This window comes from Butyrivibrio sp. (assembly GCF_017433805.1).
Taxonomy (GTDB): domain Bacteria; phylum Bacillota; class Clostridia; order Lachnospirales; family Lachnospiraceae; genus Butyrivibrio.
On the sequence record NZ_JAFRGN010000040.1, the window covers coordinates 21,658 to 44,927 of the forward strand.

The 23,270-nt window shown below is 41.3% G+C and carries 19 protein-coding genes; 1 reads left to right on the forward strand and 18 read right to left on the reverse strand.

Annotation, left to right across the window (positions count from 1 at the left end; genetic code table 11):
- Positions 1–157: 157 nt before the first annotated feature.
- On the forward strand, positions 158–415 hold the full coding sequence (locus IJI01_RS10305; RefSeq protein ID WP_292189726.1) for a hypothetical protein: 258 nt from the start codon (positions 158–160) through the stop codon (positions 413–415).
- Between the two features lie 74 nt (positions 416–489).
- Here the strand turns inward: IJI01_RS10305 and IJI01_RS10310 are convergent, their stop codons facing one another.
- The 18 genes from IJI01_RS10310 to asnB (IJI01_RS10395) form a co-directional block, all read right to left on the reverse strand.
- Positions 490–1,698, reverse strand: a complete 1,209-nt coding sequence (locus IJI01_RS10310) for a glycoside hydrolase family 88 protein (protein ID WP_292189729.1) — start codon at positions 1,696–1,698, stop codon at positions 490–492.
- On the reverse strand, positions 1,695–3,215 hold the full coding sequence (locus IJI01_RS10315; protein ID WP_292189732.1) for a lipopolysaccharide biosynthesis protein: 1,521 nt from the start codon (positions 3,213–3,215) through the stop codon (positions 1,695–1,697). The genes IJI01_RS10310 and IJI01_RS10315 overlap by 4 nt, the downstream gene beginning before the upstream one ends.
- Complete coding sequence (locus tag IJI01_RS10320; RefSeq protein ID WP_292189735.1) at positions 3,215–4,144, reverse strand: alpha-1,2-fucosyltransferase; 930 nt, start codon at positions 4,142–4,144, stop codon at positions 3,215–3,217. The genes IJI01_RS10315 and IJI01_RS10320 overlap by 1 nt, the downstream gene beginning before the upstream one ends.
- Positions 4,145–4,165: 21 nt before the next feature.
- Positions 4,166–5,338, reverse strand: coding sequence for a polysaccharide pyruvyl transferase family protein (locus tag IJI01_RS10325; protein WP_292189738.1), 1,173 nt, complete (start codon positions 5,336–5,338; stop codon positions 4,166–4,168).
- Positions 5,335–6,330 carry a glycosyltransferase family 2 protein gene (locus IJI01_RS10330; RefSeq protein ID WP_292189741.1) on the reverse strand — a complete coding sequence of 332 codons (996 nt, stop codon included), beginning with the start codon at positions 6,328–6,330 and terminating at the stop codon, positions 5,335–5,337. The genes IJI01_RS10325 and IJI01_RS10330 overlap by 4 nt, the downstream gene beginning before the upstream one ends.
- Positions 6,331–6,348: 18 nt before the next feature.
- On the reverse strand, positions 6,349–7,710 hold the full coding sequence (locus tag IJI01_RS10335) for a DUF3329 domain-containing protein (RefSeq protein WP_292189746.1): 1,362 nt from the start codon (positions 7,708–7,710) through the stop codon (positions 6,349–6,351).
- Positions 7,694–8,875, reverse strand: coding sequence for a hypothetical protein (locus IJI01_RS10340; protein WP_292189749.1), 1,182 nt, complete (start codon positions 8,873–8,875; stop codon positions 7,694–7,696). The genes IJI01_RS10335 and IJI01_RS10340 overlap by 17 nt, the downstream gene beginning before the upstream one ends.
- Before the next feature lie 10 nt (positions 8,876–8,885).
- On the reverse strand, positions 8,886–9,839 hold the full coding sequence (locus IJI01_RS10345; RefSeq protein WP_292189752.1) for a glycosyl transferase GT17 family protein: 954 nt from the start codon (positions 9,837–9,839) through the stop codon (positions 8,886–8,888).
- Positions 9,829–10,902: a glycosyltransferase family 2 protein gene (locus tag IJI01_RS10350; RefSeq protein WP_292189755.1), complete on the reverse strand. Its 1,074-nt coding sequence runs from the start codon at positions 10,900–10,902 to the stop codon at positions 9,829–9,831. Before IJI01_RS10350 ends, IJI01_RS10345 begins: the two co-directional genes overlap by 11 nt.
- Entirely contained in the window at positions 10,899–11,666 is a 768-nt protein-coding gene (locus IJI01_RS10355) for a DUF5672 family protein (RefSeq protein WP_292189758.1), read from the reverse strand. The genes IJI01_RS10350 and IJI01_RS10355 overlap by 4 nt, the downstream gene beginning before the upstream one ends.
- Positions 11,667–11,684: 18 nt before the next feature.
- Positions 11,685–12,728 (reverse strand): glycosyl transferase, encoded by a 1,044-nt coding sequence (locus IJI01_RS10360; protein ID WP_292189761.1) that lies wholly within the window; start codon positions 12,726–12,728, stop codon positions 11,685–11,687.
- Between the two features lie 39 nt (positions 12,729–12,767).
- The gene (locus tag IJI01_RS10365) at positions 12,768–14,570 is read right to left on the reverse strand and encodes an ABC transporter ATP-binding protein (protein WP_292189764.1); all 1,803 of its coding nucleotides are present in this window, start codon (positions 14,568–14,570) and stop codon (positions 12,768–12,770) included.
- 21 nt (positions 14,571–14,591) lie between these two features.
- Positions 14,592–15,464 carry an alpha-1,2-fucosyltransferase gene (locus tag IJI01_RS10370; RefSeq protein WP_292189767.1) on the reverse strand — a complete coding sequence of 291 codons (873 nt, stop codon included), beginning with the start codon at positions 15,462–15,464 and terminating at the stop codon, positions 14,592–14,594.
- A gap of 79 nt (positions 15,465–15,543) precedes the next feature.
- Positions 15,544–17,436, reverse strand: coding sequence for an asparagine synthase (glutamine-hydrolyzing) (gene asnB, locus IJI01_RS10375; protein ID WP_292189770.1), 1,893 nt, complete (start codon positions 17,434–17,436; stop codon positions 15,544–15,546).
- Positions 17,437–17,448: 12 nt separating this feature from the next.
- The gene (locus IJI01_RS10380; RefSeq protein ID WP_292189778.1) at positions 17,449–18,543 is read right to left on the reverse strand and encodes a hypothetical protein; all 1,095 of its coding nucleotides are present in this window, start codon (positions 18,541–18,543) and stop codon (positions 17,449–17,451) included.
- Positions 18,544–18,555: 12 nt separating this feature from the next.
- Complete coding sequence (locus IJI01_RS10385) at positions 18,556–20,076, reverse strand: MBOAT family O-acyltransferase (protein WP_292189781.1); 1,521 nt, start codon at positions 20,074–20,076, stop codon at positions 18,556–18,558.
- The gene (locus IJI01_RS10390; RefSeq protein WP_330623126.1) at positions 20,076–21,356 is read right to left on the reverse strand and encodes a glycosyltransferase; all 1,281 of its coding nucleotides are present in this window, start codon (positions 21,354–21,356) and stop codon (positions 20,076–20,078) included. The genes IJI01_RS10385 and IJI01_RS10390 overlap by 1 nt, the downstream gene beginning before the upstream one ends.
- Entirely contained in the window at positions 21,308–23,251 is a 1,944-nt protein-coding gene (gene asnB, locus IJI01_RS10395; RefSeq protein WP_292189784.1) for an asparagine synthase (glutamine-hydrolyzing), read from the reverse strand. Before asnB (IJI01_RS10395) ends, IJI01_RS10390 begins: the two co-directional genes overlap by 49 nt.
- Between the last annotated feature and the right edge of the window lie 19 nt (positions 23,252–23,270).

The window sequence follows — 23,270 nt, forward strand, 5'->3', positions numbered from 1 at the left end:
CAAACCATAAAAAATCATTAGACTTTATAGTAATTTAATAAAATATTAATACTAGGAAGCATAGGTATTGCCATTAATGTAGTCTCGTGTTATATTATATGTAGTAATCAATACTACATGTGATTATTTTAATAACCACAAAATTGGAGGTTACATTATGACTTCAAAAGAACTCAAGAAATATTTCAAAGATCATCTGGTACCTAAGAAGCTTTACAAGATAGGTGGCCATCACAAGAATAGAATATGTCTCGACAAGACAGATAAGGGCTGGGCTGTTTTCTTCCAGGATAACAAGGAGCGCATCGGTGTTATGAACTTCGTAGATGAAGCTTCTGCCTGCAACACAATGAAGGATGAGCTCAGAAAACTTATGGAGCAGCTCTACGGTATTACATGGGCTCCAGCCAAATAAGAATATTGTGCATGTCATGCATTATAAAAGGAAATGCCTGTTAAACAGTAATAGGCATTTCCTTTTTTGTTTTCTCAAATAATTCTATTGATAACTGAAACTGCAGCCAGGACCGCTCCCTGCCCCCATGGGTAATTGCCATAAGTCTGGTAATGTACTGCAAAATCATCACAGGAGCTAAGAGCATCCATGACTATTCCATCCTTAACGTGCTCTAACATTGACTCTTTGGCCTTCAGAAGGCTATCCCTGACTCTCTCTTTTTGTTTCTCATCCTTGTCAAAAAGACCTGCTTCGTAGCCCTTGGCCATAGAATAAGCAATCATTCCCGTTGCAGACATATCAATATGGCCATCAACAGCATTTATCTGCCAGCTAAAGCCGCCATCTTCTCTCTGATAATCCATGGCCGTTTCGCATAGCTCCACATACCATGGAAGCAGATCAAAGATGGACCACTCTTTTTTATCCTCAATCTTCCTGCTAAGCTCCTGCTCCAGGATAGCAGCCTGAGAAAGTCCAAGCATCATCCATCCATGAGTTCTTCCCCAGCCAAGTATACCTTTTCTTTCACAGATAGCTTCGCCTTTCTGGTCGTATTGATCCCTGGAAATCTGATATCCGTGGTACAAAAGGCCGCTCTTAGAGTCTCTTCCATATTTGTAATAGTTCATGAACTGAACATATATCTTACCTACAATAGACAAATAATCCGATGAATTGTAATAATAAAGGTCATTCTGGGTATTCTCACCATATGAGTTTTCTCCGGCAACAAACTTATCCCTGACCTCTGCTGCCATAAACATAGTTGCCTGGCCGATTCCATCAGCAAAAATATTTGTATTGTTCCTGCCAGGATTGTAAATTATTGATCCAAGGCTGTCTGTTTTAGCTACTTTGAGGTATTCCCTTATAATATCCCGACCTTTTCTGTAGATATCAGAGCTGTCTCCTTCAGATAATCCCAGCATGCTATAGCCAGCCAGTGCATCATCCACAAAGCGTATCCTGCTGCCATACTTGTCACGCCACAGGCTCATATGAGCATCCAGCGCCTTGCGTATTCTGCTCTCAAGCTCTGGCTGTTCCTTACAATTACATATTGCCTCTGACAGTCCCAGCATCAGCATTCCTGATGGCCAGAACATTGGGTCCTTGGTTCTGACAGACCTTCCCAGCAATTTCTTGACCATATCCTTGGCCTTCTGAGAAGGAGTGACTTTCATTATATTCCCAAGTTCTTCTGCGGTCTTTGTAACTAACAGTTCATATCCACTCATAAAAGCTTTTCCTTTACTTTGCCAGTAAGATACTTAAATTCTTCCGTCCTGCCATACAAAACTACATAAACGCCGTTAAAGATCACGGTAATGATAACTGCCATCAAAAGAAATGTTCCAATATTGAGATTTACCAGTATAATGCTGCTGATATAGTTGCATACCACCAGCACAAATATCAGGCTTGCCAGATACTTGCAGGAATCAACAAAATAACTGCCAGCTGACATATCAAAACAGGCCTTATAGATAATAACCGGCTTGGTAATATTGGCAATAAGTCCTGAAACTATAGTTCCAATATAAACACCAGTAATTCCAAGAGGTGTCTGCACCAGCCAGATTGATAATATCAGGTTAACTGCTCCCTGAATAAGCGCAAGATACTTATCCTGCTCAAAAACACCCGCTGCCGTCTTGTAGTTACTAAGTACGATTCTGTCACCCTTGAAATAGTAATCAATAAGAATACAGTACACAGCGGCTGGAACCAGTATCCAGTCATCCCCAAGCCATATCCTTACAAGTGGTGTCAAAAGAACCATGAAGCCCACACAGGAAAATCCATAAATCCAGGATGCAAAGAACCTGTATACCTTGAACATTCCAAATTGCTTTTCCTTTGACTCCGTTGCTATAAGATTTCCAAAGCTTGAGATAACAGAATTGAAAATAATATTAACGAAATTCGAAACTGTGCTGATGACCATGTTGTAGTTATCTACAACACCAGCCATGGCAACTTCAATAAGTGATGAAATGATAAGAGCATCTGTCTGAAGTCTTGCTACATCACCAACCTTGTGGAAAACAAGGGCCTTGGTCTTACTCCAGACCTCGTCGCTCTCAGCCTTGCTAAGCTTTTCAACATTCTTATCCTTAAGATACGGATACATGTTATCCAGAAATCTTGATACAAAGATTTTCTGAATCAGCTGTACAACTGCATCTGTAATAAGGAACAGGAAAAAGTTCCTGGTAACTACTACCACAATCATCTGTATAGATACAGTAATGATCTTGGTTATAGTAATAACATTGGTCTGAATGTAGTTCTTTTGCTCAGCATTAACAAGACTGTATTTATAAGCCACAAAATAACTGCTGACTGTATTGAAAAGGAAAATGAAATAGTAAAGATATAATTCTCTGGTGGTAATATTTCCAGGATTCTTAACAAGAAACTCAAGGAAAGGTGTCAAAAGAAGTCCTATAGCAGCGACAACCATGGCAATGATGTAATATGCCTTCCTGTATAGCTGCATGTAAGACTTGATCTTCTCTGTTTCACCTCTGGCAACAGGACCATACAAACTGAAGTTCAGCGCTGTTCCTATGCCAAGCTCTGCCATATTCAGAATAGAAAGGACATTTCCATAAAGAGAATTTACTCCCAGAAGAGTTTCATCCAGATAGATGATAAACAGCTTACGCAGTATAAAAGATACCAGCGCAGTTGCAATCTGTCCTATATATCCAAATTTAATATTTCTTGTCGCAGAATTAACTCTACCCATTAAACAATCTTCCCGTCTTTATCCATCAAAATCCAGCCATCCCAGTAATCATGCATGATATCTGGTTCACAGTGCTGATTATTACGCATGGTAAAGGTTCTGATAACCTCGTGATCCGGCCTCTTATTAAGTCTTGCTCCCCAGAAGCTGAAGGTCGAATTAGCGCAGATATTACCCCTGCAATGACTCATGAGCATAAGATCCTGTACACTATCCTTACCAGTATTCCAGTCAATTATTGTGTACAGACTTTCATCCTTAAAGTTCTCTCTGGCATATTCATGATCACTTGTAAAAATATAGAAATGTGTATCGGGATACTTGTCCATAAAGTATTTCATGGCACTCTCGTAGTACTGCTCAGTGGCAATATTACCAAGCACCTTGAAATTCTCAGGATCTAGATAATCTCCCCTCCTGATATGAACACTTACAGAATTCTCTTTTTCCATTCTGGATGCCAGAACCATATTTCTCTGCTGGAGCTCTGGAATTGAATGCTCAGGAAATACAAACAATTCCCTAAGCTCTCCCATAATATCTCCATAGTATTTCTGACACGCAAAATAGCCTTCGATATATTTGTCATCCAGATCAAATATCTCCGGATGATACATCTCTTTTTCCAGAAAAATATTCTTGTTATCAGAGTCCTGTTTGCCGAGCTTACGTCTGATCTTACCTGTGATCTTCTCAACAAAGCTCTGAGACAAAATAGCATCCAGTTCCTCCTGAGTTGCTACTTCATACGGAATATCCACAAAAAGAGGCAGTTCAAAATCTCTTTTAGCAAGCATCTTCTCCTGAACCTTAGGAGAAAACCATGAAAGATCAAGCTTGGCTTCCTTGCCCAAGCCTAGAAGCTTTCTATAAACTGAATACTGCTGCATTTGGTTTCCCAGGCCGCCTGCAATCTTAACTATAACCATTCCCCATACCCCCGGTACAATTTATTTATTATTTTCTGTCAAAATCCACTTATATGCCTTGATCATTGCATCCGGCTCTCTAATCTCCTGAACTGGCAGAACATAGTTCTCATATGTTCCAAACAGATCAGTCGCAATTCCTCTACTCTTAACAGAATAACCTATTACAAGTGTTGGTACTCCTGAGCTATAGGCAGCAATAGTTGAATGGGTTCTTGCCCCTACAAAAAAGCTGCACATTGAAATATAACCTTTAAGTTCCTGAGCTGGCGCATCCCCGATAAGCGTCACTCTCTTAGTATCCTTAAACTCCAGATAAAGCTCCTCAAGTGGTCTTCTATCGTCATTAGTCGGCCATACAACATGCGGAATAAGCGCAATGTTCTGGTCTGTTTCATCAAGAATATATTTGATGAAGTTCTTGTAATTCTCTATTGTTATGCCCGGAATGCTTTCCTTATCCTGAACCATAGGGCTTAAATTGATACCTACAGTCTTGCCAGGTAAAAAAGTCTTGGGCACAGTAACCTTGCTGGTCTCAAGCTCAAAGGCAGGATCTTTTCTAAGGACTATCTTATCATTTGAAATACCTGCATTTACGAGAGCTTCATAGGTAATTGACTCTCTGGCATAAATTGCAGAGTAAGCATCCAGATCCTTAACAAGCTCTTTGTCCTTAAGAGAATCTGGTTCAATGGAGCATCCCCACAGAACTGTCTCAAAGCCCTTTTTCCTGAATACATTATGAGCAAGGATAAGATCGCCTACCATGTCTGGATAGCAATAATTATCACCACCAATGGATACAGCAAGTGGTGTTACATCCTTGTACTGCACTGCCAGTTTATTATAAAGCGCAAAAGCATCCTTGTACTTGTATCTAAGAAACGACTCCCTGTCACCACTTAACTTGCGATACACATAGTACACAATATGCGGAATTGTATCTCTGTCTATATGTCTGTCCTCTACAAGACGGCACAATCCATCCTTTTCAAGGCGTGACAGAGAATACTTGCGGTCCTCATCCACACTGTTAGAAACTACGATCACCGGAATATGTGTATCTACGCCAGCTTCCTGCCTTAATTTGGCTATCAGCTTGATCGTACTGTTAACAATAGCTTCGCAGCCGTGGTTACCGGAACCTGCATGCATATATAAAATTATTGGTCTGTTCAGATCCATACTCATTGTTTTGCCCCTTTGTGTCTGGCATACATATCAATATATAGCTTAGGACTTAATCTATAAACCATGACCTTAAGCTTGTGTCCTGCTGGAAGTCCTGCAAATGCTCCTCTGGTCTTAAGCGCGTGCTTGATCTGTTCTGTAACCATCTCTACAGCTTCATTATCGAGCTCAGCATCACGCTCCGCTCCCTGAGTTGCCACCTTACCAACTACAAGAAATGCTGTCAGTATCTGTGATACAGCCACTGATACAAAAGCATACGGTGAGATATTCTCTTTGACTTCTAATAGCTTATCCTCAGCCATTCTCCAGCATTTAATCTGGTCCAGATAACTCTTTTTGAAAGCCCTGTTCATGGCGCTATTCTCATTTTCTGTATAAATGTAGTCGCCGTCAGCGATACATCTGATTCCACGCTTCTTATCAACATAAAGAGCGTAATCTATGAGGAATAACAGATCCTCTCCTATTGTAAGCCCATCTATAAACCTTACATTCCCTGACATAAGTGTTTCTCTGTCAAAGAGCTTGCCCCATACATGAGTATTCTCATGAAGGATAACATTCTCAATATACTGATATCCACTTATTTTATTGGTAACAGAATAATTATTAGTCTCGTCTACTAAAAGCGTACTCTCATCAGCATGCTTGATCATATTGGAAATAAGCCCATCTTTTACCGCATCATCCGAATCAACGAACACGATAAATCTTCCAACTGCTGCCTCTATACCAATATTTCTGGCTCTTGATACGCCGCCATTTTCTGTGTGTATAGCTCGTACCCTGCCTGATGCATCCTCGTGTGCAAGCTCGTCGCACAGCTCCCGGCTTCCATCTGTAGAACCATCATCAACCAGTATGATCTCAAGCTCACCCGGATCCAGGTCCTTCTGATTCAAGCAAGACAAGACACACCTTCTTAGTGTGTCTACTGCCTGATACACAGGAATTATGATACTTATTGTCTTGTTACCAGCTAAAGGCATAAATTTTACGAGCTCCGATTAGTATAAAGTCCATTCATCCCTTGGAACACCGTGAATAGTACCAAGGCCATAATGCTGCGCTGTAAAGAAATTGATCCAGAACTGCCAATCCTCCTGTATATCAACTTCATACGCAACAGTAAATCTATTCTCCCACTGAGGTCTTAACATAGGTGCCTGGACATTATCTTCGCCCCTTTGTCCCATCTCAGTCAGATATGCATCTCTTTCATCAAACTCTCTCTTGATCCTTGCAAGGTTAGCACCATCATCCACATACCCCAGCAGGAAAAGAGCTGCAAACACACTTACAATCGAAACAAGAACTCCCTGAAGGAGACGCTCCTTAGCTTCTGATAAGATTCCAATTCCCTGAGCAATGGCAGTCATCAAAAAGATGCTTGCTCCATAGTAGGACCTGAGTTCAGAAGATGGGATCATGATAAGTGCATAGCAGGTAGCTACAAATAATCCGCCAAAGAGTGCCACAATTTTGAGCTTTCCAGCCTGCTCTGAGTCTTTTCCAAAAAGAAACATTGTAAGGATGATAATAACTATAAATGCTGCAACCAGCACAAAATAATTATTTTTAATAGCAAGCGTTATCTTAAGAAACCTTGCCATAATCGCAAGGAAGCCTGTATGCTCCTCTTCTGTTACAGCAAGTCTTCCGTAGTTACCAGGAGCTATGATCATCATGGCGAAACCTACTAAGCTTCCAACAAGGCCTGCGATCATAAATGGCTTAACAAACTTAAAGCTCTTATTGCTAGTAATGTAATGATAAACCAGCTCAATCAGCATAAAGAGAATTAGTCCGCCTGAGGTATTCTCATTGCACCATCCAGCTGCTATTCCATATAAAAACATACCTATTGCAAATCCGATATTCTTGTTCTGATCCTTGATTCCACGTCTATACAGTGTCACAAAGCCCATGATAATTGTTGTTGTAAACAGATAGTTACAAGCTCCGTCTTCCCAGAAAACTGTATTAGCGATTGCAGGATCAAAGAACCACAGCATTGTAAGGATAAAACCATATACCCTTACATCGTATTCTCTTTTGGCATCAACATTGGCGTAGATAAGAAGTGATAAGATCACGAATACTATTCCAGCGATTACATTAAATACTCCCTTAACACCTATGAACAGGAATACTCTGAGTATTATGTGAGACACACTTCTACCGGTATGAGATATCCAGTGTTCAACCTCCTGTCCAAAAAGATCAAAGAAGTTTCCAGCCTTGGCCACCTCATCCATGTAGATTATGTCATCTGACATGTAAGGAGTCAGAAATTCATAAATAGTTACCGCAAGGAAAGCAACTAAAACCATTATGTAAAATAAAGTTTTCCTAGCCTTTAAAGACATTATTTTTGGTCATCCTTTCACTGATTGAACAAAGGTACACTCCAAATATCGGAAGCATGATATTTCTTCCGATGTAAACTGAAACAAAGGTCGCCTCGATAACTGTATAAATTGATAGTGACAACAGAAGAACTATGCTCCATGCATCTCTTCTCTTGTAACATATATAGATAAACACTATCACAAGAATACATATAATAGCAGTTGGTATTATTCCATACCAGTAAAAGAGCCTTACCCAGCCCATATCAAAGTACTGTACAGAAGTCCTGTCAGAAAAAAGTTTCCAAGTCTCAAGTGCCCCTGAATGATGCTCATCGCCCCTATACAGATTCTGAATTCTGTTGTTCAAATTCTCATCGATAAAAATAATTATCTTGTAGTGCGGATAATGAAATTCATATCTGGGAACAAAGCTGATAAATGCTCCCCATATAGAAAATGCCACACAAAATACTGGAGTTACAAGCCCTGTGAGGACATATATTATCTTTTTATTACTCAAAACTGGCAGATATCTGATGATAATTGCCATAACTATAGTCAGAACTCCGATCAGAAAAGCAGTTCTCGATAAAGTAATCTTATACATGCCAAAAGTGATTGCAAGTAAAACTGCATACATCCAGAGCTTTGCTTTGCTGCCATAAATCCACAGCCACAGAAGCATAAGTGCAAATACGCAGCCCCAAAGTGTATTAGGGTGTCCAAAGCCAAAGACATACCTAAGCTCGTTGGCATCTCCGCGGCCATAATCAGTTGTAACCGCGATACTTCCCAGTATTCCAAGCACTGACAAAAGTGCTATGCTGGCAAATCCCACAAAGCTCACCCAGAAGGTCGCCTTCATAGTCTTGCCAAGATTGATATTCTTGGCTGCCATCATAAATGTAGCAAATCTAAGCAGTTCATTTCTACCTGTAATTCTGTAGCATACAAAGGTGAATATCCAGGTGCATACTATGATCACCCATTCCTTTTTACTGTGACTTGTCACAAATACAGCAAGAAGCGTAAGTACGAAAGTTACTCTAAAGACATAACTCTCAAAACCAAAGTAAAGCTCACTCTTCTCGGCGATCATCAGTACCAGTTCTATCAAAAGAGCCAGATAAAAAAGCCTGTTCGCTATTATCTTTCTATTCTCGGTAGTCAGAAAGTCCATAACTAGTCTCTTATTTCCTAATCGTTCTAAGTATTTTGTGATAAGCTTTTCGGCAGAATCTGCCGGCAGTGATATCAAGCTTATGGTAGCATCTTGAAAGTGCAGTGATCCTAGGCATTACAAGATAGTCATATTCATCGATATGATCTCGTAAGTACTGAGGATAAGTATCGTCAATCTCTACTCTCTCAAACCTTGCATTTCTGCCAAAGATATCCTGTCCCAGAACCAGTCTGTCCATGGTCTCAGCCAGGATTTCTCTGTCGTTATACTCTTGATGAGCTGCTGCCTTGACCTTAACACCAATACGCTCCACAGGATTAGTTTCTCCTCTTCCTCCCATGTAGCCAAAGTGCCAGCCGCCGTCTTCTACTCTTACTGATCTCTCGTCAGTTACCTTAACCAGATCTCTGAGTCTTACAATACCCTCTTCTGGAATATTGTTAAGGCTTGTAACCTTTGTTCCAAGCCACTTTCTGTCTGTCCTTGCAATCTCAGGAAAGTCTCCTGTTATTGATAAAAGCTCACCTGATTTTTCTTCCATATTGAGGAATGCGTAGAAATTACGCTGAGCCAGATGATAAACCTTGGACTTATCAAACTGGGCTATTATCTTTTCCAAAACCTTGGGATTAGGAATCTCATCCACATCACCAAAGATAATTATGTCATCCTCTGTAGCACCGACTTCTTCAAGCCCCTTAACCAGATGGTTCTTCTGAAAGTAGTCTCTCTCATGAGTCATGGCGAAATCTTTATCCTCAGAAACTACTACATAAGTGATCTTATCAAGATAATCCCTGAACAGCTCCTTGTTCTTTTCAAAGCAGAGCTCCTTGGGCTCACCAGAAAAGGTTGTTGTAGCCTCTTCGATAATAAACTTATCAACGTATGGATTTAATATATTGAGGCGAAGCTTTAATATGTCCACCTCGTTAAAAAATGGTACGCAGTCAATTACCATTATTCACATCCTCTTTCCAACCAAGTATCTTCTTGACCGTGCTCTTAATACCAAACTTTGTAGCTGAACGCATCAGATCCCTATAAGGCTTATCTGAATTCATGAGGTCATATACAAATACGTCTCCCTCAGGCGCCCATTCAGGCAGCTCTTTGCCTGCATATTCCTGATAAAATGGCATAGCCATCATCTCTTTAAGATATCTGGCTATATCAGTTCTTCTGATTCCGGAATAAATAAGACTCTTAACAGCTATCGCACAGGTAAGAGTTTTCCTCTTATCAAGGATATCCCAGTATCCATCCCCGTCTCTATGCCATTTTTCTATATACTTATCAAACATCTTCCAGGCCTTAACCTGATTATCCATGTATTCCCTATGAAAAGAACCAGTAAGCCCCGCTGAATTCTGATTATAATAATACAAAGCCTTGTCTATATAAACTATAGTCTCAGCCTTATCAATAAACTCTGCTGTCTGCAGAAGGTCTTCTCCGTGGTTAAGTAAAAGCCCATCAAAGCTGTCAGTTTCTCTAATAAAATCTCTTCTGACTGCCTTATTCCACATAGCATTCAAAGCATCCGAGGAGCTCATGATATCATAGAAAACTCTTTTCTCTTCTCCCTGATAAACCTTGCCCTGCTCAAATGGAAAAGAAAAAAGCTTATTGTTCCTATCTCTGGAATCTGCCGCATTATAGATTACCAGATCGGGTGTAATATCTCTTATGCCATATGCAGCTATGCTCTCTGATAACTCAGCAAAACAGTCTTCTGATAGTTCATCATCAGCATCAGCAAAAACAAGATAATCTCCGGTAGCAAGTTTCATTCCTTCAAGTCTTGCCCTGAAGGCGCCTATATTACCAAAGTGATTAACCTTAATAAAATCATACTGCTCTGCATAACGATCGCAGATCATAGCGCTACCATCCTCTGAGCCATTCTCCACGAGAACAGCCTCCAGTTCGCAGCCATTATTCCTTGCTGCGATCACAGGCTTAAGTGCGCCATCTATGTACTTTTCAGCATTATAAACCGGGATAATTACTGAAAATGTCATTGAACGTTATGCTCCTCTTTCCATTTCCTGGTTCTTCGCCAGAACAGGAGTGGTCTTATAGCCATCTTAATACGTTTCTTGGGGCTGTAAAATCTTGGATAGTTCTCATTCTCGCCCCACCATTTGTGGAAAACAAAAGGCTCTATTCCCTTGTTCTCAGGAAGCGGATGCTCTCTTCCAAATAAAACCGCCTTTTCAAGCGGAGCCCACTTCATACCTGCTGCCTCCATTTCATTCTTGTGCATGCAGCAGATAAATATATCCTCGTTATAGAAATCATCAAATCCTTTTTCCCACAAAAGATTATGAGTCTTGGGGAAATCCATCAGTCTCTTGGATCTGATGGATACAGAGTTGCCTACACGGCAGATATTACCGTTACTGTCTCTGTAAGCGTAATCATTCTGAGGAAGTGGCCATGGTGAGCCAATATAGTCATAATCAAGGAACTCATCTCGCCAGTTCTCAGGATGAATGACGAATCCATCTGCATGAACTATGAGCGCATAATCAGTCTTGATATGATTCCCTAGTTCATAGGTCATCTTGTAATTAAATTTATCAATGTTATCGAGCTTGTCTGTATGACTGTATCTGATTCCCTTAGGCATGAAAAGAGGTTTCTTGTCTGTGATGATAACAGCATCGCCAAACTCTATCCCCCTCATGCTATATTCCATAGCCTTTAAGGTCTCGTATATATCTACGCTGGTCATAGCAACCAGAGTCACATTTGAAAGCTTGATCTTTTCTTTATTATCCATAAATAACTCAACAATCTGTCAGCCGTGAAATACTTTTATGATTCCAGTACGCCTCCCAAGACTTCTCCATATCTTTTTCATAAAGAACCAGCCATAGATAAGCCTTCTGCGTATATTCTGGAAAAATGTCCTAACAGTACCAGGTCTTACATTTCTTCTGGCATAGAGCCTTGAGCGCTTCTTGTATTCTTCAAGTTCCTTCCTGCATTCCTCTGCGGAGAAAAGCTTGCCCTTCTTGTCCTGATAGGTTAAAAAGCTATAAATATTCTGCTCAGAGGACCAGAAACCATCTGATACATTATGTCTTGCCCAGTATTTGGGAGCAATAGCATATTTGAGCTCTGTGCTGGACATTACAGGCATCAGAGAGAAAGATGAATTAGACAATATCAGATATCTTGCGTTCTTAATTGTCACATAGTCCTTGCCCATATCAAAGTGGTGGCACTCATACTCAGGCAGTACCTTTTTAGCTGCTTCCTCATCCTCAGTAATGATCATAAATCTCATATTGGGATTTATCTTTTTCATATTCTTAATAGCATTGAGCCAATAGCGTCTGTCCAGGAATAGCTCAGGACAGCTTGTGTACTCTCCGCCTCGCATGTTGATTATGCAAAGGTCATCGGCTGTGTACTCATAGGATTCAGCCTCTTCCCTGACGTGAAGCCATTCACGGATCTTATCGCGATACTTCTCAAAATATGACTGATCCTGCATATTACCATAAATAATAGTATTATCTTCTACCTCGAATAACTTGGGATCAGCGCCGCTTATATAACAGCCATGAGTCATATCATGAACTGAATCACCAAGATAAAGCCTGTCATCCTGCTCATGATAAATCTTGAATGACTCCATTTCCTCTCTGGATATCTCTTTACCCATGTCAATATCCATGAAGTACATGCCCTTCTGAGAATGAAAGACATTTCCCACCTGCCCGGGATTAACAAAGCCAAAGTCTACTCCCTTTTCAAGGGCCAGGCATCTGGTAACTATATAGAAAAACAGCTGATTTCCCAGACCATACCCAGGAATAAACTCAGTTCCAATCATTTTAAATCTCCAAACAAAAACAATTATCTACAGATACGATCACATATATATCTCTCTACCCTCAAGAGTAGTCTCATTTATCTGTTCGTCCTTAACCTCATAGATAATGTCGCAGTTAGCAATTGTATTAAGTCTGTGAGCAATGATGACCATTGTCTTCTTGCCATGGAAGCCATTGATAGCCTCCATAACTGCTGCCTCTGTCTCATTATCAAGAGCACTTGTAGCCTCGTCGAATACCAGAATCTCTGGGTTATGATAAAGCGCTCTTGCAATTCCGATACGCTGTCGCTGACCTCCAGAAAGTCTTACACCTCTGTCACCGATTGTAGTATCAAGTCCCTCAGGAAGGCTTCTTACGAAGTCAGCAAGCTGAGCTTCCTCCATAACCTCCCAGATTCTCTTCTCATCAATCTGGTCAGCGTCTATACCAAAAGCAATATTCTCTCTGATAGTCTCATCCACAAGATAAATAGACTGAGGAATATATCCAATCTGCGCAAGCCAGGAATCATAGTTACTAAAAATATTAGCTCCATCGCAGAGTATCTCTCCGCCCTGTACATGTAAAAGTCCAAGAAGAACATCGACGATTGTGGACTTACCTGCACCTGATGGTCCCATGATACCAACGGATTTGCCCTTAGGCACTACCATATTGGCCTTGGTGAAGATATTTCTGTCTGCATCTGGATAAGCAAAGGTAATATCCTTAAGCTCGATCTTATCCTCAAGGTGAAGCTCAGGACCTGCAATTGCAGCTCTCTCTGCTCTCATTGCCTTGTCTGTCTTCATAGACTCAGTGAGATTCTCATAGACATAATCAAGAGAATACTGCTCGTAGGCAATCTCAGTAATGTATGTATTGATACGGTTAGCAGATGGCATAATTCTGACTGCTGCAACACCGAATGCTGTCAGCTGTGGTATCAGAAGGGTCACATCTCCGCCCCTTAAGATATAAACCAGTATGAACATAAGGACTGTTGCCATAAACACAGTCTCGATCATAAGCCTTGGCACACTGTTAAGAACCGCATAGTCTCTGGCAATATTGGCGCCAACTCTTCCAGATTCATAGTAGTTACGAATATAGAAATCCTGTCTGTTAAGCACCTTAACATCCTTGAGACCATAAATAGCCTGAAGTCTCCATCTGGCAATCCTTGACTGTGTTTCCTGATTGCGCCTTCCAATTTCGTTCAGTCTTGGCTTTAATACCTTGACACTGATAAATGTCATGACAAGAAGCACAAGGATCATCAGAACTGTCATCTGCCAGTTAACGAACAAAAGAACAATTCCAAGGAAAGTTGATACTACAAGCTCTGTTGAAAGAGAAAGCAGTGCAAGTACAAGTGAGAACACCCTTGGGATATCACTGTCTGTGATTCTGAATACTGTAGGAATATCAGCTCCGAGATAATCCTCGTAAGGTCTGTTGAGGAACTCTCTCATTACGCGGCTGATCATATCATTTCTAGCTCTTGCTACGAATGTGTTCTGTCTATGGATAAGGAACAGAAGATATGCATTCTTGATAACAAAAAGAGCTATCATCAGTACCAGAAGTGAGCATGCTATCTTAGTGTCACTATCAAGCCTAAGAGCACTAATTATCTCTTTTACCGGCTCATGCCTGTCTATGAATTCGTGCAGTGATTCTGGAACCAGTATAGTAGATACTACTGGAACCATCATTGAAACACCAAGTGTCTCAAATACACCACCAATCAGTATAAGGACAGCCAGTAAAACCAGCTGTCCCTTTTGTCTTTTATCAAATATGTATCCTATTTTCCCAAAAAGAGAAACCTTTTTGGCATCCTTACTGTTACTCATTACCTAATTCCTATCTGAATATTATATGGCTACCTTCTTCATCCTGGAGGTATAGATGTCGTCCATCTTACGGTTGTTGATCCACTTGGACGGAGCAATGACCATCTTACTAGGATTGTCGTTGAGCCATGTAGCCCACCAGCTAAATGAACTGTTGGCCATAATATGATGCTTACATCTGCTCATAAGCGTCATCTCAGCCAGATCAGTATTAGCATCCTCATCCAGGTCAACTACAAAGAAGTTAGGGCCTCTGAAGTGCTGCCTGCACCATTCCTTATCATCAGTGAAGATAAAGAATACTGCACTTGGATATTTATTTCTTACTTCGTCAATTGCTGACTTGTAATACTTCTCTGTACAGATATTGTGAATATGAATATGCTCAGCATCCACATAGTCTGTTCTCCTGATATGAAGGCTTACAGACTCGCAGCACTCTATCTGCTGCAAAATAGTCCAGCTGACGCTGTCCTGCATGATATCCTGTGGTCTCTTCTCGAAAGCCTCGCGAAGCTCTCTCTCCACGTCCTCATCAGCAAAGTACTTGTCACTCTGCCAGTAACCAACAAGATATGCATCCTCCACCTCAAGAATCCTTGGGTCAAAGATACCCGACTCCTCATCTATTCTGAAGGTCTTCCTGCCAGTAAGCTTTCTCCTGATTCTGCTAAAGATATCCATCTTGGAATCAGTAATCTTAACTACCTCTTCTCTGGTCGCCTTGTCATACTCAATGCCAAAGCGCTGCAGAACAGGAACTCTGAGCTCATCACCAATAAAGCCGTTCACATCATCAATCTTGACCTCACGGCCGAGCTTTTTAAGCTGCCTATAAAGAGCGTACTGGAACATCTGATTGCCCATTCCGCCCTTAAGCTGAATAATTATCATAAACTAGTCACCCTCAAAAGAACTGAAAAAATCATAAACATACTATTCTAATTATACCCCACCCGCGCATTCTGCACAATTATAGGATATTTGCTCCCTTATATTCAGTCTCATACCACTGCTGGAACATGAGAATATACCAAATCTGGATTCTGTAGATTCCCTTTTCAGTGAAGTCTGTCCAGATTTTTCTAACGATCTGTGGATTAAGTATTCCCTGCGCTTTTAGCTTCTCTTCAGACAAAAGACCTTCTGCCCAGCCTCTGAGTTCTGGCTCAAGAAGCCATTTCTCAATAGGAATAGCAAATCCCTTTTTAGGTCTCTCCATCATTTCCTGTGGCACATATTTGTACAGAACATCTCGAAGAACAAGCTTGCCTCTTCCATCCTGTCTAAGGTACTCAGTAGGAAGTGTCCATGCAAACTCAACTACATCCTTATCAAGCATAGGCACTCTTGTTTCAAGAGATACTGCCATGGCAGTCCTGTCAACCTTGACCAGAATATCATCTGGATGGTATACCAGCATATCCATCAGCATACACTCGTGATTTACTTCACTCATGTAGTCATTAGGAAGCTCTGTATATTTGTAAGGAATATTGCCATTTGTAAGGGCAATCTGTGAAGTTATAGGATCTGTCTCATGCTCCATTCTGTGAAGATCGCATGGTCCCTTGGCTCCAAGAAGTGTTCCCTTTATCCTGTAGATTTCTTTTTTCGCAAGAGGACTGTGAAGCACAAGTGCACTTACAGGCTTTCTGATCCAGTATGGGAAACCGTGCATCTTGCCCCAAATCCTGCTGATAGAATCATAGGATGTATATCCGCAGAACAGCTCATCTCCCGCATCTCCAGAAAGAGATACAGTAACATGCTGTCTTGTCATCTTACTCACAAGGTAAGTTGGAATCTGTGAAGAATCAGCAAAAGGCTCGCCGAACATTCTGGCCAGCTCTGGGATAACCGCCTTGGCATCCTTCTCAGTTATGTACTGCTCAGTATGAGTAGTTCCAAGGTGCCTTGCTATCTCTGCTGCAATGTGCGCTTCGTTATAAGCCTCATCCTCCATACCAATGGTGAAAGTTCTAACCTTACCAGGCGCAAGCTCCTGCATGAGAGATACGATTGTGCTACTATCGATCCCGGCTGACAGGAATGCTCCTACAGGAACATCAGCAACCATCTGATCCCTGATAGAGTCCTTAAGAAGTCTTTCCAGCTCATCTGCAGCTTCCTGCCTTGAGCCAGTAAAAAGATTGTTTTGGCCTTTTTTTGCAACTTTCTTCATTGACCAGTAGGTCTCAGCCTTAGCCTCAAGAGTATCAATATTTACAGTGAGTATTGTACCTGCTTCAAGCTTGTTTATTCCCTTGTAGATAGAATACGGAGCAGGGATATATCCTTCTGTAAAATATATATCAAGTACATCAGTATTTATCTCATTGTCAAAGCCATCAACTACTCTGAGGCACCCTATATCAGATGCGAAGGCAAAAGAGCCAGCTACCTTTCCGTAGTACAAGGGCTTCTCGCCAACACGATCTCTTGCAAGAGTAACAGTATTGGTAGCCTTGTCATAAACTGCGATTCCAAACATGCCCTTACTACAGGACAGTGCTTCCTTGATTCCATAGTATTCTATAGCCTCAAGTAAGACCTCAGTATCAGAGGTTCCCCTGAATTTATCAACCTTGCCCTCGTTTATAAGGCGCTCTTTCAAAACTCTGTTATTGTAGATCTCGCCATTGTACACCATGACAAGTCTGCCACTGTGCGAAACCATTGGCTGCGCACCATTTGCAGAAAGATCAAGGATAGAAAGTCTCCTGTGACCAAGAGCCACCTTTCCATCATCACTTACGAAAACGCCCTCAGCATCAGGTCCTCTGTGGAGCATTCTCTCATTCATCTTATGTATGTTTTCTCTGGCATCCTTCTTGTACTGAAGAAGTCCTGCTATTCCGCACATATGTTATCCTCTTTAATCCAGCAAACCATTGTAGTCGAAAGTTTTAAGATAGTTCTTTTCCTGATCACAATAATCATCCACGTTGTCAGCTGTGATCCTGCCATACTGAATATACTGATCAGCTGCTGCGCTCTCTCCCTCAGCTATTATTTTCATGACATAGTCATTGATCTCCGGGCTATAGTGAGCTACATCCCTGTAATTATCAATGTTTGTAGTAATATCCGTAAAAAGAGTGAAGCTATAGCTGTGAATGTTATCACATTCCAGCATCTGATCTATTGCAGCTCTTTTGTAAAAGAGCATCTGATCAAGAGTTCCCTCACTTCTAAGCCCTCCCCAGTAAGCCATTGAGTATGGCGGGAAGAAATAAAGATAAGTTGTCTCAGGGTGCTGTCTTGCAAGAGCTACCACGTTCTGCTCCATGTTGCCAGCAAGAATCTCCATATCTTCTGCTGTCGGCTCTAAAACCTCACCCTCCGTAAACTCCTCTATGCCCTGTAAAACCACATCTTTACTGAATGTATTCTGATCTCCAGTATAACTGTAATCATCAAAGCTTGTAAATCCGCCTGCTGCGCCTCTTAAGTATCTGATGACCACAGGTAATGTATAGTTTATTATAACATCTCTGTTGAGAAGATACTTGACGTCGTCAAATGGATTACTGTTAGTAAGCCATACCGGGTATTCACCCATATCTGTTCTGATCTCATCCTTATCGACTATGAGAAGTGAATAATCAAGGGGTCTTAGCACATTCACAAGGTTATGTCCTGACTTGTAGGCAACCTTCAGGTCATCGTTAAGCTCCTTGTAGGTTGCACCTGAGTAGGACACCTTGATGGAATTAGTTCCCATCAGCTCATCCCAAACAGAGCTCTTGAAGTTCTCTGCCATTGAGGTTCCTATGATCATGCTGTCATAGTCAAAGAATCTGGTGATACCGTCGTTCTGTGATCTCTGCTCATAAAGCTCATAGTAAAACTTACTATTGGGCTTTCTGTAGTGAAAGAAAGGATCAACATAATAGACAGTTCCGGCAAAGCCCAGAAATGCCACTAATATCAGTATTAAGCTGGTGCTAAAAAACTTTTTTCCTGACATATAATCCTCTGATCAAAAGTTAAAATACAAGAACTGCGATACTTTGCCAAGTGACAAAACGCAGATAACAAACAAAATGCAAGTGCTGACAAGATTCCAGGCATTCTTTTTCTTGGCACTCTCATAGTTGTTAGGAAAGCATGTAACAAGTAAAAGCGCTGACAACATGATTACTGCTGTACAGAAAACAAGTGTCTGATGCTCTGTTGGATTAGCTCCTACAAGCGCAAAAAGATATCTTATCTTAGGAATCCTAAAGAACTCCAAAACCTCGTCGCCAACGAAATAATATGGCACAAAGAGTCTTGTCACAAGCTCTTTAAACTGCCTGATACTGTCTGCTCTAAATAGCATCCATGTGATATTGATGAACACAAAGGTCACGCACCACTGAACTACCTTAAGCACAAAGAGCCATACTCTTCCAGTTCTGAGTCTCTCTAAACACTCACAAACCTTAACGTATATTCCATGTGTCAGCTTGTTAAAGCACTGTCCGATACCGTGGATAACTCCCCACAAAATAAATGTCCAGTTAGCGCCATGCCACAGTCCGCTTATGAGAAAGACTATCATTACGTTGATATAGGCACGGAGCTTACCCTTTCTGTTACCACCAAGAGGAATGTAGATATAGGTCGTAAGGAATCTGGTGAGAGTCATATGCCATCTCTTCCAGAAATCAGCCACTGAAAGAGCCTTATACGGCGAATTGAAATTCATCGGAATCTTGAAGTTGAACATAGCTCCAAGTCCAGTCGCCATATCACTGTAACCACTAAAGTCAAAGTATATCTGGAAGGTATATGCCAGCATCACTATCATGATCTCTCTAGGTGCAAGGGCTTTCTCACCCGATGCATAAAGAGCCGCTCTGGCATATCCATAATCAACTGCACTTCCGAAGGTGTCAGCTATCAGTATCTTTTTGGCAAGACCTCTCGTGAACATGATAAATCCATCTGAAAGATTGTCGAAATTAACCTTCCACTTGGACTTATCCCTGAACTGAGGAATGAGCTCTGAGTGAAGGACAATAGGTCCTGCAACAAGCTGTGGAAAAAATGAGACAAAAAGAGCATAGTCAAGGAAAGAATAATCCTTGGTCTCGCCCTTGTAAGAATCAACCATAAAGGATATCTGCTGGAAAGTGAAAAAGCTTATTCCAAGAGGAAGTACAATGTTCCTCATAGCGAAATCAGTCCTGAACACGGCATTAATGTTACTCAAAAAGAAGTCATAGTATTTAAAGTAAAAAATCAGCGCAACATTAAATACTATGCCAGTCCAAAGTAATCTCTTCCTATTCAGTTTCCCCGTGATGGCCATTCCCTTAGATACCAGAAAGTTAACACAAATACTCACACAGATTATGGCAAGATAAGATACATTGAAATATCCGTAGAACCAAAGGCTCATTCCCAAGAGGAACGCCTTGGCAAGTTTATCTTTGCCAAAGTGATGAAATGTATAATACAGTATCATGGCAATTGGCAGAAAGCACAGTATAAAGATATAAGAATTAAACTGCATTAAGCCTTTCCCTTTTTCTTCTTATCGAGTATCGATTCAAAATACTCTTCCCACATTTTATTAACAACGTCAGGACTGAATTTCTCCTGAACATAAATTGCATTCTGAGATAATTTATCAGCAAGCTCTTTGTTCTTGATAAGACGCAATATTGCCATCTTCATGGCATCCTTATCCTTAACAGGAACAAGAAGCCCGTTTACCCCGTCAGTTATGAGATCCTTTGGACCTCCGCAGGGACAATCAGTAGATATACATGGAAGTCCCAGACTCATAGCTTCTATAAGTGAATTAGGCATTCCTTCCTGACTCGAAGCCAGGACAAACATTGATGCCTTCTCAATATGCTCAGCAACATGGCTTACATTTCCTGCAAACTCAATACTGGAGCCGATTCCAAGAGAAACAGCCAGTCTCTGTAATTTGAGCCTGTCAGGGCCATCTCCATATAGTTTTAATTTATAGTCACTGTAGCCTTCCTTTACTATCTCTGAGAAAGCCTCCATGACCATGGCCTGATTCTTGTTCTCATCAAGCCTTCCCACCATTACGATGCTATTTTCCCTCTCTCCACAATATCTTTTTCTGATAAAGGAAGGATTGACGGAATTAGGAAGTATAGTGCATTTTCTCCTGATATAAGCGGGAAAAAACTTCCTGGCATCAGTTGTCTGCACAACAATACCTGCTGCCTTACCAAAGGTAGCCAGCATTCCTGCTCTAAGTGCTCTGCTGTCGTATTCCATATACGGATCAGCTCTTACTGATACAACAACCTTGATATCTTCTCTGGTAGCTGTTGAAAGAGCCATAATATTATTCTTGCCAATAAAGCTCAGAACAATATCGGGCTTAAGTTCTCTCCAGATCTTTCTGAGTTTTTCCTTTCGAAGCCCCAGATTGGCTGCCCTGCTCTTTTGTTCTTCCTTTAAAAGAGCTGAGAACACTCTTCTGATGCCGCCCTTTTCGCCACCGTTTAAGTCAACCCATACAGGGTTTTCCTCAGTGTCACATGCAAGTGTTCCGCCATCTGCTCCAGCTGGAACCACTTTCCAGGCAGCATGTTCAACCTGGTACTCTTCCTTGGCAAGGTATGTGGTGACAAGCGTCACCTTGTGTCCCTGACTATGGAAGTATTCTGCCAGATTGACCATGACTCTTTCAGCTCCTCCCTTCTGGAGGGAGCCAATATACATGGCTATATGCATTTTTCTCGTATTGTCATCATGCTTCATAGAATATGATAGTTGTACCATTGCTGGAAGATGTAGAAGGACCATGCAATCTTGCTGAAGTTAGCGCCTGTTGCCGGGCCTGCATCTCCGTTAACCACGTAGTTGTTGATAAATCTTGATACATAATCAGGATCAAATACACCCTGTTTCTTCAGGAATGAAGTACTGCTGTAATCAAGCAGCTGCTCGCGAAGCGGCCCTCTGAGCCACTGATCCATAGGAACTCCGAAACCAGTCTTGGGTCTGTCCAGAAGCTCTTTTGGAATATAGTCATAAGCAATATCCTTGAGAATATGCTTCTTGTCACCGTTATTATACTTGAACTTATGAGGTATTCTGAAGGAATACTCCATAACCGCTGTATCCATGATAGGGCATCTGGCCTCAAGTGAATACTTCATGGAAGCTCTGTCCATCTTGACCAGAATATCCTCAGGAAGATAGGTGTCCATATCAAGGAGCATCCTTCTAACCTGGAAATTGGATACGTTATAGGTGGACTCCATAGGATACAGAACCGGCGCTATATTGTCCCTGTTGTTATAATCTGTCGCGAGATACTCCGCCGCGGACATAGGAACATCCAGTGTTTCCTGTCCTGTAATAAACGCATGAGATGCTCTCACATAACCTTCAGATACAAGCTGAGTCTTGGTCTCAGGGTCTCTGTTACCAGCAACAACCTTGACTCTGAATGGCATCTTATCAAGGAGCTTACCTCCAGGAATAGGTATCTGACCGATTCCATTCACAATGGCACCTGGAATCTCCAATAACTGTGCCTGTCTTACATTCTCATAAATATTATATCCGCAGAAAAACTCATCTCCGCCATCACCAGAAAGAGCAACTGTAACATCTTTCTTGGCAAGCTTACTAACTAGCATTGATGGAATCTCTGAGTTATCAGCAAAAGGCTCATCGTAGTACTGAGGAATACTGCTGACAAGGTCAAACATTTCCTTCTCAGTGATGTACAACTCTGTGTGATCTGTTCCAAGGTGAGCTGCCACCTCTTTTGCATAAGCTGCTTCATTGTACTGGGGAACGTCAAAGCCTATGCAGAAGGTCTTAACTGGCTTATCAGATAATTCCTGAGCAATCGCAGTTACAAGTGAAGAGTCATAACCACCTGAAAGGAATGTTCCAAGAGGTACATCAGCGATCATTCTGCCTGCTACTGAGTGCCTAAGGCGCTGCTTAAGTCCCTCTTTGGCCTCCTCATAGCTTGTTACAGGATTAGCGCTTTCTCTTGCGTATACTTCCTTAACATCCCAGTACTTCCACTTCTTGATACTGCCGTTTCTAAATTTAAGAATAGTTCCAGCTTCGAGCTTGTATACATCCTTAAAGATAGTGTCAGGTGCTGAAATATACTGATTGTACAGATATCTAGGAAGGAGCTGTCTTCTGATCTCGCCCTTAAAGCCAGGACACTTCATGATTGGCTTAAGCTCTGAGCCAAACACAATATTTCCGTTATCAAGCCAGTAAAAGAGAGGTTTTTTACCAATCCTATCTCTTATAAGATAAACATCCTGAGTCTCTCTGTCATAGATGGCGATTGCAAACATACCGTGGATATGGTCCACCATCTGAATGCCCCATCTCATATAGGCTGCGATGATAACCTCTGTATCACAAGTAGACTTAAATGGATAACCATTAAGCTCTTCCTTGAGTTCAAGGAAGTTATATATTTCTCCGTTAAAGACAATTGAAATACGGCCATTTGCTGAATGCATTGGCTGATGTCCAAGAGGTGACAGATCCAGAATGGAAAGTCTCCTCTGCGCAAGACCTATGCTATATCCATCTGTACCCTCATATATAGCAAGTCCACTATCATTAGGACCACGATGATACATAGTGTCATTCATGATCCTCAAATCATCTTCTGATATTCTCTTTTTAGATATATATCCGCAAATTCCACACATGTACTATTTTTGCTCCAAT